Raw genomic sequence first — 14,133 nt, forward strand, 5'->3', positions numbered from 1 at the left:
AGGATCTCGCAATCCTCGTCCTTCAGCCTGCGCACGATTGCCGATCCGACCATGCCGCGATGGCCCGCGACGAAGACGCGCTTGTTTTTCAGGGAGTAGAGAACCGCTATGATTTACTTCATATCATGCCGAGCGGTCGTTGCGCCAAGATTCACGCTTTATCAGTGCGATGTCGGATGCGACCATTTCTGAAACGAGCTGCCGGAAGCTGGTCGTGTGCTGCCAGCCGAGCTTCGCTTTCGCCTTGGACGGATCACCGATCAGGAGGTCAACTTCGGTCGGTCTGAAATAGCGTGGATCGATACGCACCACGACCTGCCCGGACGCCTTGTCGCGACCGACCTCGTCCACGCCCGTACCATTCCATTCGATCGTGCGGCCGACTTCGGCAAATGCAAGTTCGACGAATTCGCGCACCGCATGCGTTTCACCGGTGGCGAGAACGAAATCATCCGGCTCGTCATGCTGCAGGACACGCCACATGCCTTCCACGTAGTCGCGGGCATGTCCCCAATCGCGCTTGGCGTCGAGATTTCCCAGATAGAGTGTTTCCTGAAGCCCGTTCTGAATGCCGGCAACGGCGCGGGTGATCTTGCGCGTCACGAAGGTTTCGCCGCGCGTTGGGCCTTCATGGTTGAACAGGATGCCGTTCGAGGCAAATATCCCGTAGGCCTCGCGGTAGTTGACCGCGATCCAGTATGCGTAAAGCTTGGCTGCGGCGTAGGGAGACCGCGGATAGAAGGGCGTGGTTTCCGACTGCGGCACTTCCTGCACCTTGCCGTAGAGCTCGGAAGTTGATGCCTGATAGAAGCGGACGGTCTTTTCCATGCCAAGAATGCGGATGGCTTCCAGAAGCCGAAGCGTACCCAACGCATCCGCATTACCGGTATACTCGGGCGTTTCGAAGCTCACCTGCACGTGGCTTTGCGCGGCGAGGTTGTAGATTTCGGTCGGGCGCGTCTCCTGCACCAGCCGGATCAGGTTGGTGGAATCGGTGAGGTCGCCATAATGCAGGAAAAAACGCGTACCCGTTTCGTGCGGATCGACATAGATGCCGTCAATACGCTCGGTGTTGAACGATGAGGAGCGCCGCTTTACACCGTGAACAATGTACCCTTTGTCTAGCAAGAGTCTGGCCAGATATGCACCGTCCTGACCTGTAACCCCGGTGATGAGCGCTGTCTTATCTGTCATAGAACTATATCCGATCGACGTTTATTCAGAGAGCAGCACTTATCGAAATGCTCGACAAAGGCAACCGAGATAGACGATATTCATGCTAAAAAATGCATTCAGAAGCTCAAGTTTCGTACTACCATGCCTTATTGCGTCACAGCTACGACGCCGCGCGACACGGCTTTCAGAGCGTTTTGAGCAGTCTGGGGTATTGCGTCCGCCAATGACGCCGCGGAAGCCGTGGCGCGCTATCGCGAGCAGTAGGTTCACGGTGGGAGGATACGGTTCAAGGTTAATGCCGATCCGGCGGACTGCGGAATTTCGCAGCATTAGTTTCCGTTACAGGCAACTGATCTCTCAATCTCGCAGTGGGGGCATTGTTCCAATAGAAGCCAATGCGGATATCAAATGACACGACTTCTAAAGTGCCGAGTTCCTCCATCTTGAAGGACAAGGTAGCCGCAGCGCTCCAAACCGAAGGCGCGTTTGCCTTTTTAGGCAGCCTTACCGAGTAGACGTGCGCATCACTACGCAATTCCCAACCGCCGATCTCGCCCAAGCCTGGAATGCGATCGAGTGATAGAAAAACGGCCCTTGGCGAAGTGACGTTGCGCGGTTCCACGAACCGAGAATTCAATATTCTGTTGCTCCTAACCTAAAGCTGTCGCACAAAATACAGTAGACGATTTGGTGCAACTGCAGACAGAAGTTGGTTTCACGATCTTCGCTGTTAATAGTTCGGGACTTTTTTGGAGGGGAAAATGTTTGATCTGATACGGAAAACCTTTCTATGGAGCGCATGGGATAGGGGTATTGACCGTCATCTTTCTGAAAAAGGCCGATTTCAGCTGAAAAATATCCAGGACTTGGCTGTCTATGATTTTATCAAAGGCAGTCAGGGCAAACTCATTGCTGAAATTGGGGGCGGTGCCTCGCGAATACTTCCCAAGCTTGCTCCCGACAATACGTGTTTCAATGTCGAAAAGTTCCAAGGTGCAGACGGTGGACCAGCTGACGAGATAAAGGTTCCGGGAGTCCAGAACGTCCAAGTCTTCCTAGGTGAGTTTTCCAGCCGGCTCCAGGATGATTTTTTTGATGTCGTTTTTTCCGTCTCTGTCGTGGAACATGTTGAGACACCAAATCTGGCTACTTTTCTGAACGACGGTTTGCGTATACTGAAACCGGGAGGGCTTTGGATACACGCTATCGATTTATACCTGTCTGATGAGCCTAGTCCCTATTGGGTCGAGAGATTTGAGGCCTATAGGGCATGGATGAAGGATACCCGGCTAACCCCGGTTGGTGACGTTTACGGAGGTCCGTTTCGTTTCACCTGTGATCTAGCGACCAATCCCGACAATGTCATGTACAACTGGGGGAAACAGGCACCGTCACTCATTCCCTTGCGAAAGGTTGCACAGAACGTCTCGGTATTTATGGTGGCTACCAAGAACTGACATTATAGTCGTCTTACATCTCAGAAAATCATGATTCATGAAATTCCCTGACAGTTTCTCATGCTGGGAATGCGAGACCCAACCGCCAGCACCTTTCCATGTGACATCCCGCGCAGCTTTGCCAGGTCAATCCTTCGCACCATGAGACTGTTCGAAAATTCGGCGAACATCAACAGCTGAACCGGCAGAGCGAGGGTTCTGTCGCAAATCGTACTTTCGGTCACAACGCGACGCTTTTGAGCCGATGATCAGGCGGCAAGGATCTCGAACTGATCGGCAATTGACGGACATGGATTGTAGGCAAACCTCGCCTGCCGTTTGCGCATCATGTGAACCATCTCGATGCCGGAAAGAATGACCTCGGCGCTTGCCATCGACTTGAAGCCGAGCATGGGGCGGATGCGGCGCTTGACGCGTCGATGGTCCTGCTCGAGCCGATTATTGAGGTACTTGCTCTTGCGGATGCGGATGCGGATGCGGATTGGTTTTGGTGAGCGTCGCGATCGATCCAGCAAACGGTTTTCAGCGTCGCAGGAAATAATCGCCTCGTGATTTGTCTGGCTACCGTCGATAACAGTGCGATCCGGTCGACCGTGGCGCTCCAACGCCTTCCGGAGGAAGCGTCTTGCAGCCGGCAGGTCACGGTTTTCGCTGAAGAAGAATTCGACCGTGGCACCAACGCTGTCGATGGCGCGATAGAGGTACGTCCATTGGCCGCGAACCTTGATATAAGTTTCGTCCATATGCCACTTGCCAGTGACCACACGCTTGCGCCGATTGAAACACTCCAGCAGTCGAGGTGAGAAGTGGACGACCCAGCGATGCACGGTAGAGTGATCGACGTTCAGGCTGCGTTCGGCCATCATCTCTTCCAGATCGCGCAAGCTCAGATTGTAGGTCAGATACCGGTGTACGCACAGCAGGATCACAGATCGATCAAAATGGCGGCCCATAGACATGACGACGTGTCGATGACGACGACATGTGCTGGCAATGCGTCGATTGAGGCGGGGTTAATCGACATGATGTTTCGGCCAGACATTCCCTACAACGACCTACCGCCGTTGCCTCCTGCTACGGATATCGAGACGAAGGCTGTTCTGAAAGCCTGCATTGCCGCGCGCGCAGCCTTGGCTGAACTCAAGGTCTCTGGACAGCTCTTTCCAAACCAGGCTGTTCTGATCAACTCCATTCCACTGCGGGAAGCCCAAGCCAGTTCCGAGATCGAGAACATCGTCACGACGACTGACAAACTGTTCCGATTCGCTAACGAAGCCGGCGCACAAGCCGATCCTGCGACCAAGGAAGCGCTCCGCTATCGCACAGCGTTGAGCGAAGGTTTTGACATGCTGCGCCGCCGCCCTGTATCGACGTCGACGGCAATCGCCGTCTGCAGCACGATCAAAGGTGTAGACCTGGATATTCGGGCGACACCGGGAATGGCTCTGATGAATGAGGCCACCGGCACCGTTATTTATACGCCGCCGGAAGGGCAGAAGCTGCTGCGCGATAAACTGGCCAACTGGGAACGCTTCATTCACGACGCCGAAGACGTTGATCCGCTCATCCGGCTGGCCGTGATGCACTACCAGTTCGAGGCCATCCATCCGTTCGTCGACGGCAACGGTCGAACCGGTCGCGTCCTCAACCTTCTCTACCTCGTCGATAAGGGATTGCTGGAAATCCCGGTGCTCTATCTGAGCCGCTACATCATTGCCAATAAGCGTGCCTACTATGACGGACTTCTCGCCGTCACGACCGATGGGGCCTGGGAGAGTTGGATACTGTACATGCTCGAAGCGGTTCGGGAGACAGCTATCTGGTCTACCGCGCGCATTGGCGCGATCCGTAATCTCCTCGACCAAACTGCCGAGAAAATGAGGAACGAGTTGCCGAAGATCTATTCGCGCGAGCTGGCCGAGGTGATATTTGTGAATCCCTATTGCCGCATCAGCGATCTGGTCGCGGCCGGCATCGCCAAGCGACAAGCGGCGTCCACCTATCTCCAGGCCATGGCAGAGCAAGGGCTGCTTGAGCAGATGAAAGTCGGCCGGGAAAGCCTTTATATCAATCCGGCGTTGCTGGCTCTGCTGAGGGACCGATCGGCTATTTGAAGAAGCCTTGAAGTAAGCCGTGTTGAGCAAACGTTAAGGCCAGAGATCTTCCCCAAGCCTATCCGCCGAATCAGCAGGGTTCGCGGGAAACATCCCGTGTTCCGTCCCGCCACCTCCCTCCCCTAGCAGGCCGGCATCCTGAAGCATTTCGAGCTCCGGCAGATCGCGCAGCGTTTCCAGGCCGAATGCGGACAGGAAGTGTTTTGTCGTGACGTAGGTGTAGGGTGCGCCGGGTGTCGGGCTGCGCGGTCCGGAGGCGATGAAGCCGGCATCGCGCAGGCCGGCGACTGTGTCGCGCGAGATTTCTTTCCCGAAGATTTTCGACAGCTCGCCCCGCGTCACCGGCTGGTAATACGCAATTGCCATCAGCAAGATGGCCTCGCCGTCGGAGAGGGTTTCTGTGGCTGAGCGGGTCGGCGTTGCTGCCGCGCGAATGGTCTCGGCAAATTTGCTGCGGCTGCGGTGCTGCCAGCCGCCAGCGACCGCGACCAACTCATAGGGCCGGGAACTGAGCTCCTCGCGCAAATCATCAATGAGCAGGTCGATGCTGCAATCTTTCCCGACCACCCGCGCTAGCGTCTCACGGTCGACGGGCTCGGCGGCAGCGAACAAAACGACCTCGACCCGCAGCATCCATTCGCGCCAGCGCAACGCCGGTGGCAGATTTTCCAGTTCGCGATCGAACGACACGTTGTGTCCCGACGTTTCGCCTCCGACCGTCGTTTTTTGAGCGCGCGCTGTTTTCGTGGCTCCGCGCATCGTCACAACCCAAAAATCCGGAACGACGAGCGGCCGGACAGCTCCCGCACCGCCCCGAAGCTTTCCAGCCGTTCGAACAGCCGCATTGCCGCCCAGCGCGACAGGTTAGTGCCGGGCGCCGAGGCCGGCACAGCGTCCTCGTCCAACAATCTTCTGACCACGGCGTCGGCCCCTTTGGTGCGCAGCTTCGGCGCCGCAGCGACAAGAAACTCGGCGCGGCGTGCGATGTTTTCCGCCGACCGCAGGGCCGCAGTTATGGCCTCGACCAAAGCCGTGCAGACAGCGCGCTGGAAAGAAGATTCGCCTGGTCGCACCCGACCGGTGCCGCCGGGCGTTCGAAAGGCGGGCCCAAACCGGGCCGTCATCAACAGCGGCACGGTCTTTTGCCACTTCAGCTTTTCGGCCAGAAGAACATCGGCGAGCGCCCAGGCCAAAACTTCGGCATCGGGGCGCTCGGCGTGCATGGCGATCACAAACTCGGCGACGGCAAAGGGCACAGCGCGCCCAGATTTTTGCTGCACGCCGGCAGCGTGATCGAGGGCAGCGGCCAGGCGATTGTCCCAGGCTATCCCGAACAGCGCAGCGAGCTCAGCCGCAACCGTCACCGACAGAACAGGTTTTTTCGCGGCGAGTTTCTGGAAGCCACGCAAAAGATTGCCGGCGGGGCCAGGATCACTGCCGGGCGCGGTCAGCAACACGGCATCGCGGAGCGCTGCTTCATCTTCGCCCCGGCCCATGAGGCGAACTGCGGCGGCAGCGCAGGCAAGCGCCTGGCGGGCGCGAAAACAGCCGGCCCAGGCGGGATCGGCGCGCAAAAGATCGTCAAGCGCTTTCAAAGCAATGCCGGCGGCGAAGGCGGCATCGGCCTCGCCAGTCTCGCGACCACGCGGCAAAGCCCAGGCGGGGAGAGGTGCGGTTGGCACAGTGGCCAAATCGGGTCGAGCGGTGCACGAATCCATGCCGGTCAGCTTACAGCGCCCGTGCAGTTTATGCCATCTCTTTCACATCAAACCGCACAGGGTGTCGACATCCTAAAACGAACGATAATTGCATTATCGGTCTTTGTGTGATTCCCTGGGGCAATGACCTCTCCCGTCGATCAGAATACCGAGAAAAACGCGTGGCAGATCTCCAAAGCGTTGAATAATGATGCTGGGAGTATGTCGTCGCCGTTGTCGGACGGTGCGCTGATTTCTGCTGACGCCTCCCCTTTCTCCCCGTCGCTTGGCAAGAAGCTTACCGATGGCGCTCGCTGTGATACAGAACCGGTCATTTCGGCCAATACACGCCGGGCCTATGCTGCTGATTGGAAGCATTTTTGTGGGTGGGCACGCCGCCGGAATTTCGAGATATTGCCCTCCGATCCACAGATTGTCGGCCTCTACGTTGCAGCCTGCGCATCTGGCGCTGATTTTGGAGACAGGAAACCCGATTCTGTCCTGACGATCGAGCGTCGTCTGTCGTCTCTGACCTGGAATTTTGCGCAGCGTGGCCAGCCGTTTGACAGGAAGGACGGGCATATCGCCTTGGTGATGGCTGGAATTCGCAAAAACGGAGCCACCCCACAAGTTAAGAAGGTAGCCATTCGTCCGGGGGATATTCTGGCTATGCTGGCGACGCTTGATCATGGCACTTTGCGCGGCTTAAGAGATCGAGCGATGCTTTTGGTCGGATTTGCAGGTGGTCTGCGGCGCTCCGAACTCGTGGGGCTCGACGTTGGCCAAGACCAGACGAAAGACGGTCTCGGCTGGATCGAGGTTCGCGACAAGAGCGTTCTCGTCACGTTGCGTGGCAAGACCGGCTCGCGCGAGGTTGAGATCGGTCGCGGTTCTTCCGACCAGTCCTGTCCTGTGTTGGCGCTCGAGACTTGGCTCAAATTTGCCCGGATTGCTTCTGGACCGCTGTTTCGGCGTGTTACCGGCAAGGGCAAAGCTGTCGGGGACGACCGCCTTAACGACCAGGAAGTTGCCCGGTTGGTTAAGCGTGCAGCGCTTGCTGCCGGCGTTCGCGGTGATTTGTCTGAGCAGGAGCGCGGCGAACGGTTCTCTGCAAGCTCATTGCGACGTCGGCCTTGGGTGGGCTGAGATCTATCAGCCCTAGGTGCACAATAGTGCCGATGATCGCTTCTGCTATGCTGTTTGAAAATGAGCGGATTGTCTCGATGCATATCCCTATCTTCCGTTTAGGCGGCGATTGTTTCGTTGATGCCGTTTTGCCTTCTGAGCAGGGCCATCAAGGCAGGACCGACAGTAAAATTCCCGCTCCTTGCTTTTTCAGTCAGGCTTCGCAGATAGCCGCCAGGGTTTGATATTTTTCCTGCGCGTTGCAGCATCGCTGCCGTGAGGATCGCTGTATCGACAGGCCCCATCGCTTGATTGGCGTGGTTCCATGCATCGAGCGTTACGCCAAGAGCGGAGCGGACAAGGTTTGCCGTTTCGATGAGATCGCCCCAACGAGAAATACCGTTCCTGGCATAGCCGGTGATATCGGGGCACGCCTTCAGCACGAGGTCGAGCGAAAAGTCGGTTACGATTTTGTTTTTGGGCGTCGTCGTAGGCTCGGTGATTGCTTCAACATGCGTGTTTTGGTGAGATTCAACTTCATCTGGATTCGGATTTGAATAGTGTATGTGCCGCTCAAAATGAGACTCATTGGCGCTTGGTTTTTTCGATTTTACGTGTGTTTCCAGAATGTTGCGCAGTTTCGCGGCCAAAGCAGCAAGGCCTTCTTCGCATGGTTCCAGCTCGAGAAGCGTGGCTGTTCTGGGCAGCCGAGCGATTATTGCCTGATATTCGATTTGAAGTCGGTTCCAATCTGCGGCAACGTTATCGTCGCGGCCGAATGAGAGCATTTTTGCGATGTCGCGGCGGTAGAGCGTGATCCTTTCGCGGCAAAGCTGGAGGGCACGCCTTTCGGCCCGGATATCGTTTGCAAGACGCGCGAATTCTGCTGTTCGGGCGACCAGCGGTATGAGGTCGAAGCCGAAGGCCTGCTCGATCGAGCCGCCCTGCCCTTTTCGGGCGTAACGTTTACCATTCGGGCTGTCGCGACGCACAAGAAGTCCGCATTCGACAAGCACTGCCAGATGTCTTCGCAACGTCGCTGGCGCCATTCCGTGGGCACGCAACGCCAATTGTGCGTTTGACGGAAAAACGATGAGGTCGTTGCCGGCGCAAAGGTCGGTTTCGGGGTGAAACGACAACAGTGCATTGAGAACGACGAGCGAACGGTCTGTGACGCCGATCGCTGCTTTGGCCTCGCATATGGTTCGGAACGCCTGCCATTTGTTGATGGTGGTTTCTGGCGGACATTCATTGGCTGTTACCTGTCCTGCCACCATGGCAAACGACAGCGCTCGCCGCCCAAAGGGCGTCGACGAGAGGACTACTCCCATTTTTCTCTCACCTTTTTTCAGGCAAAAGAAATCTGCTCGCCAAAACGACGCCAATGACTCTTGACAGTGATTCGCGGATTTGCGATTCTCAGCTTGCTACAGACTTGAGAAGGGCTTCCGTGACGGCAACGTTCGGGGGCCTTTTTCTTTTGCGGTTTAGTCTCCTGTTTTGGTCTTTTCGGTTTGCCTGAAGGCCTGATACAGCCCGTCCAGGTTCTGCGAAATCCAATCGCCAAAGCGCGTGCCATCCTTGTCCTTCAAGGCGAGCGTGAACGCCTTTCCGGTGGTTTTCATCGTTACGCTGAGGGATTTGTCGGCTGGCACCCATGACGTGGTGCTTGCCTGGGTCTTGTCCTGATGGATGGGGGCTCCATCCTTTGGCTCTTCTGACGGAAGAAAATCGAAAAGGCTGTTGAACCGCTCATCCGAATCCGATTCGCCGAATTCAGGCCGTGCGACATAAGCCATGGCCCTCCCGGCGTTTCCTTGAATGCGGAATTTGAGCGAGAGGTCGTACCAACGGTCGCGGCCAATGCCGCGCGCTGCACCAACGGCCTCAATGATTGCCACCGGTATCTGCTTGGTCACCGAGGCCATCTTCGACACGACGGTCTTGTTTACCGACAGCGCGTTCATGATGATCTGGTTGTCGAAGCCGCTTTCGGCGAGTTTTGCGGCAAATATCGCACGCTCGATGAAGGAGAGATCGGCGCGTGCGCTGTTTTCCTGGCCCTGGGCTACGACATGCTCGCGATCGGTGAGGGGCTTGACCACCGCCCGAACCGGCCTTCCCAGCAGCCTGGCCGCCTTGACGCGGCGATGGCCAAAGACGATCTGATAGCGGTTCTCTGACGTTGGATGCGGCCGCACGAGGATCGGTGAGTCCTGCCCTCGCTCTTTGATCGCTTCGACCAACTCGTCCAGGCGTGCATCATCCTGTTCCATGCGATCGAGCACGAAAGAGCTGTCCATTTGATCTGGGTCGAGCTCGATGACGCTTTCCCCGGCGAGCAGCTTCCGCTCGATCTCTTGCGCAGCTTCTACCTTGGTCGCCATTTCATCGGCCGCCCGGCTCATCATGCCGAAGGCGCCCCTGCCGCTGCGAGGCGACGGGATAGGAGCGGTTGGGGCGTCAGGGTTTACTGCCGTAAACTCGTCCTCTTCGAGGAGGCCTGCCAGAAGACCTTTACGTGACATCTTGAAGCCCTCCTGTCAGGTTTTTACCGGGAAACATCGTCATACCCTCCCCCAAGCCTGATGGATCAGGTCGGTGATTTCGCCATTGACGGAGTGCAAGGCTTCCATTGCCCGGTCATAGGTTGATCGGGTTAACTGGTTCCGCTCAACCTCGTAAAGCGTCTGCTTGGTGATGCCGGCATCCGAGATGGCGGTGCTTTTCACCATTTCGTTCTTCAAGACGTAGTCGCCAAACAGCGCGCGCATGAAATGCACCATTTGTGCCTGAGGACCGTCGCCAGGCTCAAAGCGCGTGACGAGATAGCGGAACCAATCGAGGTTCATGTTGCCGCCGCCGCGCTTAATGGGATTAAGAATCTCTCCGAGCATCAGCAGAAATTGGCACATGGACATGACGTCGAGCATTTGCGGATGCACGGTGATAAGGACTGCCGTTGCCGAGGAGAGCGCTGTCAGCGTCAGGTAGCCGAGCTGCGGCGGGCAATCGAGGACGATCACGTCATAGCGGTCCTGCACTTCGGCAAGTGCAGTATCGAGGCGAGTGAAAAAGACCCGGCCTATGTCCCGCGTGCCCTTTTCGGCAAGAACCAGCGGCGTGTCGTATTCGAACTCCTGCAGGTCGAGTGCTGCGGGGACGATGTCCAGTCCCGGGAAATTGGTAGACTTGATGAGCGCCGAAAGCGGTTTGCGCCCGTCGTCGTAGCGGAGCGCCTCATAGAGGCTCTCATCCTGGTCAATTTCCGGCCGGAAACCGTGGAGTGCCGATAGCGAAGCCTGCGGATCGAGATCTATGGCCAACACCCGATGCCCGGTGAGGGCGAGATGCTGGCAAAGATGCGCGGTCGTCGTTGTCTTGCCCGAGCCGCCCTTGAAATTCACCACGGCCACGATCTGCAAATGCTCTTCGCCGCGCCGGTGCGGTACGTAGTTCTTCACCTCGGAGCGCCCGTTCTTGTCGAGCCAGTGACGCATTTCCTGCATCTGCTCTGCCGTATAGGAGCGGCGGCCGGTCGGCGTGACGGCAGGTTGAGGCCCCTTGCCCTCCAGCGAGAGGTTTTTGAGGTGACCGGAACTGATGCCCAGATAGCTTGCAACTTCGGCAAGCTGGAAAGGCCGCAAGGTCTTTTGCGCATTGGGTGGAAAGCTGTCCAGCCGGTGCTTTTGCAATCGCTTCGACAACTCGCTACCCTGTTTGAGGATGAGCTGGTCGAAGTCTGACAGCGCGTTGTTGAAGCCGGGTGCGATATTCATGAGCGCCTTTTCCAAAATGCGAATTTTCAAATCATCCGCAAAGAAAGCGCATTTTGTCCCGATTCGGATATGGGAGCAAGGAGTTTAGGGTTAACAAAAGGTTAACGCCGATTCAATGCTGCGGGTTTACTGCCGTAAACTCTCTCGTTGGGGCATTTTAATACACGTTTGGTGATGAAGGAAGACTCGCCGGAATCCAAATGTCGTGACCGGAATGCGGGTGAGAGCCGGCGCTATTCAATTGCACGCCCCTCCGTTACTTAGTTCTCGGCTGGGCGCTGACGGCTGTAGCCGCGCGGGCAGGCGCCGAATCTGATATACAAGATTCTGATATACAAGATCAAAACGACGATGAGGTTCACGATGTCGAGGCCTCGGAGCGGCACAGAGAGCGCTCGGGGCATGTGTTCTTTTTTGCGAAGACGGGGATATGTCCGCACGGAGCTGTTGAATGCCTTATGGGTCACGGCTGTGGTGCGCGAACTTCGCGCAGCAGTATCTCCGCATAAAGGTGGCCCGCTTTGCGCGAAATGACATTCGCCAGCCGGTGGGTAAGAAGGGGCTTGCCGTACGCCGAAAGCGTCGTACAATGTTTCGTAACGTTCTGTGGCTATGATTTGCATTGCGTTCCGCGCTCGTCATACGCCTGACCCTGAGATGGTCAAAACCGCATGTTTCGGTCACCAAACAAGCGATCAATGCGGTCCCGCAGCAAGTCAACGTAAAAACCATATAGCTTGACTAACGAGGCTGAGCTATTGTGGTTTCAATGGCTTACGATTTCACCCCTTTGTCTCTTGAGAAGCTTCTGGTTCCGGTTTCGCGGGCCGGCGAGGCTTTGACGCGGCTCGACGAGCGTCTTGCCCGTTCCCCGGTCTGCGAGGGCTGGATTGGCCGCATGCACTTTCATGACGCGGTCGCGGCGTTGTGGGTTCAAGGTGAATTGGTCCACATCGAGGATCTTGTCCTGCATGATGCTCGGATGGATATCCGTGCGCCCACGCATGAGCTTACGCGCGCGCATTCAATGCTGCGCACCCGCCGCAAGATACTCGCCAACAAAGCGGACTGGGCGCTCAGCAGGGATGGAATGCGCCAACTCGCCGGAAGTGGGGCCATAGTGGAGGAGCCGGACGACGCAGCTGTCCGGGGAGGGCAGGGCACTGTCGGCCAAGAGGCGTTTGACGGTTTTGATGACGATGAATCCACAGGCCCCCTCGCAGGAGAATTTGCCACGATCGATGCCGTGCTGGAGCGGTCACGGGCGGTCCTTGATGGGCTTGAGACAAAGACCAGGGAATCGCCCTCGGCGTCGGAGCGCGATTCCCTGGTCTATGATCGCGACTGGAACGAGGGAGAAAGACTGTCCGAATGGAACACAGTCGCCGCGCAAACCGAAGGCCTGCCGGCCGTGCTGCGCGCGGCCATTCTCAGCGACGCCTGGAGTGAGATTGAAGTCCTGCAGCACGCGTCCTGGCTCGGTCCGTTGTTCGTCGCGGCGCTTTTGCGTCAGACGGCTATCACCACCAACCATCTCGCTTGCCTTAACGTCGGGCTGCGAAACATCCCGATCGAGCGCCGCCGTTCACGCGACAGGGCCACACGATTGCTGGCGTTTCTCGATGCCATTCATCAATCGGCGCTCGCCGGTCTCAAGGAACATGATCGCCTGATGCTGGCGCGCGAGCAGATGGAGCGGCGTTTGAAAAATCGCCGGTCGAGTTCCAATCTGCCCCGCCTGATTGAACTGGTGCTGGCGCGGCCGCTGGTCTCGACGACGATGATCCAGTCGGAGCTCAAACTTACGCGGCAAGGCGTGCTGAACCTGGTCGGCGAACTCAATCTGCGCGAGATAACGGGCCGCAAGCGGTTTCAGGCATGGGGCGTGGTCTGAGGAGCGGAAACCGGTCTGTCGAAAAGACATCGCTCATCAGTGTGCCAGCACGTCCAGCCCGATGTCGAGTACCGGCGCGCTATGGGTCAGCCAGCCGATGGAGATAAGATCGACGCCAGTTGCCGCAATAGAGGGGGCTGTTGTCGGCGTCACGCGGCCGGAAGCCTCAGTGATGGTGCGTCCGCCGACCATCGCCACCGCGCGGCGCAGGTCATCCGTCGACATGTTGTCCAGAAGTACCGCATCCACGCCAGTGGCAAGCGCGATCTCAAGCTGATCAAGGGTGTCGACCTCGACCTCGATCTTCACCATGTGGCCGGCGTAAGCCCGAGCACGTTCTATGGCCGTGCGGATATCGCCCGCAATGGCGATATGGTTGTCCTTGATGAGCACGGCATCGTCGAGACCGAACCGGTGGTTGGAGCCGCCACCGGCCCGCACCGCGTATTTCTCGAGGACTCTCAGTCCGGGCGTCGTCTTGCGGGTACAGACGACTTTTGCCTTGTGTCCCTGCACTGCTGTGACGACTGAATGGGTCGCAGTGGCGATACCGCTCAAATGACAGAGAAAATTGAGAGCGGTTCGCTCGGCAATCAACAGGCTACGCGCAGAACCACTCACCTCGGCAATGATATCGCCGGCCCGGATGGCGTTACCGTCAGGCTGTTTTATTTCCATCTCGATTGTGGGATCGATCAAGCGGAAGGCCAGCACTGCAAGATCGAGCCCGGCCACCACGCCCGGCTGGCGCGCGGAAAACACCATCCGCCCCTGCTGGTCCGCGGGAACGATCGCATCCGTGGTGACATCGCCGGCCCGGCCGAGATCTTCGAGCAATGCGGTCCGCACCAGCGGTTCGAGCATGACGGCTGGCAGTGGCGAAAGGTTCAT

The 14,133-nt window shown here is 57.5% G+C and carries 14 protein-coding genes; 4 read left to right on the forward strand and 10 right to left on the reverse strand.

What is annotated here, in order from left to right:
• The 3 genes from BM413_RS32725 to BM413_RS32730 form a co-directional block, all read right to left on the reverse strand.
• On the reverse strand, nucleotides 1-113 hold a 113-nt coding region (locus tag BM413_RS32725), incomplete at its 3' end, for an NAD-dependent epimerase/dehydratase family protein (protein ID WP_139238653.1).
• Between the two features lie 10 nt (nucleotides 114-123).
• Complete coding sequence (gene gmd, locus BM413_RS25710; RefSeq protein WP_091917715.1) at nucleotides 124-1,194, reverse strand: GDP-mannose 4,6-dehydratase; 1,071 nt, start codon at nucleotides 1,192-1,194, stop codon at nucleotides 124-126.
• A gap of 274 nt (nucleotides 1,195-1,468) precedes the next feature.
• On the reverse strand, nucleotides 1,469-1,798 hold the full coding sequence (locus tag BM413_RS32730) for a hypothetical protein (protein WP_139238651.1): 330 nt from the start codon (nucleotides 1,796-1,798) through the stop codon (nucleotides 1,469-1,471).
• A gap of 139 nt (nucleotides 1,799-1,937) precedes the next feature.
• Here BM413_RS32730 and BM413_RS25715 point away from each other — a divergent pair, with 139 nt between their 5' ends.
• Entirely contained in the window at nucleotides 1,938-2,633 is a 696-nt protein-coding gene (locus tag BM413_RS25715; RefSeq protein ID WP_091917716.1) for a methyltransferase domain-containing protein, read from the forward strand.
• 248 nt (nucleotides 2,634-2,881) lie between these two features.
• Here the strand turns inward: BM413_RS25715 and BM413_RS25720 are convergent, their stop codons facing one another.
• On the reverse strand, nucleotides 2,882-3,592 hold the full coding sequence (locus BM413_RS25720) for an IS6 family transposase (protein ID WP_091917717.1): 711 nt from the start codon (nucleotides 3,590-3,592) through the stop codon (nucleotides 2,882-2,884).
• 66 nt (nucleotides 3,593-3,658) lie between these two features.
• Between BM413_RS25720 and BM413_RS25725 the strand changes: the two genes are divergently transcribed.
• Nucleotides 3,659-4,747: a protein adenylyltransferase Fic gene (locus tag BM413_RS25725; protein ID WP_280141858.1), complete on the forward strand. Its 1,089-nt coding sequence runs from the start codon at nucleotides 3,659-3,661 to the stop codon at nucleotides 4,745-4,747.
• Between the two features lie 33 nt (nucleotides 4,748-4,780).
• Here BM413_RS25725 and BM413_RS25730 read toward each other — a convergent pair whose 3' ends face one another.
• Both BM413_RS25730 and BM413_RS25735 read right to left on the reverse strand, forming a co-directional pair.
• Nucleotides 4,781-5,380: an SMC-Scp complex subunit ScpB gene (locus tag BM413_RS25730; protein ID WP_244538030.1), complete on the reverse strand. Its 600-nt coding sequence runs from the start codon at nucleotides 5,378-5,380 to the stop codon at nucleotides 4,781-4,783.
• A gap of 128 nt (nucleotides 5,381-5,508) precedes the next feature.
• The gene (locus BM413_RS25735; RefSeq protein WP_091917720.1) at nucleotides 5,509-6,465 is read right to left on the reverse strand and encodes a DUF1403 family protein; all 957 of its coding nucleotides are present in this window, start codon (nucleotides 6,463-6,465) and stop codon (nucleotides 5,509-5,511) included.
• Nucleotides 6,466-6,588: 123 nt separating this feature from the next.
• Between BM413_RS25735 and BM413_RS25740 the strand changes: the two genes are divergently transcribed.
• On the forward strand, nucleotides 6,589-7,590 hold the full coding sequence (locus BM413_RS25740) for a tyrosine-type recombinase/integrase (protein ID WP_091917721.1): 1,002 nt from the start codon (nucleotides 6,589-6,591) through the stop codon (nucleotides 7,588-7,590).
• A gap of 98 nt (nucleotides 7,591-7,688) precedes the next feature.
• Here BM413_RS25740 and repC read toward each other — a convergent pair whose 3' ends face one another.
• From repC to repA, 3 genes are all read right to left on the reverse strand, one after another.
• The gene (repC, locus tag BM413_RS25745) at nucleotides 7,689-8,900 is read right to left on the reverse strand and encodes a plasmid replication protein RepC (protein ID WP_091917722.1); all 1,212 of its coding nucleotides are present in this window, start codon (nucleotides 8,898-8,900) and stop codon (nucleotides 7,689-7,691) included.
• A 156-nt stretch (nucleotides 8,901-9,056) separates the two neighbouring features.
• Complete coding sequence (gene repB / locus BM413_RS25750; protein WP_091917723.1) at nucleotides 9,057-10,097, reverse strand: plasmid partitioning protein RepB; 1,041 nt, start codon at nucleotides 10,095-10,097, stop codon at nucleotides 9,057-9,059.
• A 39-nt stretch (nucleotides 10,098-10,136) separates the two neighbouring features.
• The gene (gene repA, locus BM413_RS25755; protein ID WP_091917782.1) at nucleotides 10,137-11,348 is read right to left on the reverse strand and encodes a plasmid partitioning protein RepA; all 1,212 of its coding nucleotides are present in this window, start codon (nucleotides 11,346-11,348) and stop codon (nucleotides 10,137-10,139) included.
• Between the two features lie 769 nt (nucleotides 11,349-12,117).
• Between repA and BM413_RS25760 the strand changes: the two genes are divergently transcribed.
• A complete protein-coding gene (locus tag BM413_RS25760) occupies nucleotides 12,118-13,242 on the forward strand; it encodes an RHE_PE00001 family protein (protein ID WP_091917724.1) in 1,125 nt (374 codons plus the stop codon).
• Nucleotides 13,243-13,278: 36 nt separating this feature from the next.
• Here the strand turns inward: BM413_RS25760 and nadC are convergent, their stop codons facing one another.
• Nucleotides 13,279-14,133 carry a carboxylating nicotinate-nucleotide diphosphorylase gene (gene nadC, locus BM413_RS25765; protein WP_091917725.1) on the reverse strand — a complete coding sequence of 285 codons (855 nt, stop codon included), beginning with the start codon at nucleotides 14,131-14,133 and terminating at the stop codon, nucleotides 13,279-13,281.

The sequence above is a fragment of the Mesorhizobium sp. YR577 genome (assembly GCF_900116595.1).
Lineage (GTDB): Bacteria > Pseudomonadota > Alphaproteobacteria > Rhizobiales > Rhizobiaceae > Mesorhizobium_M.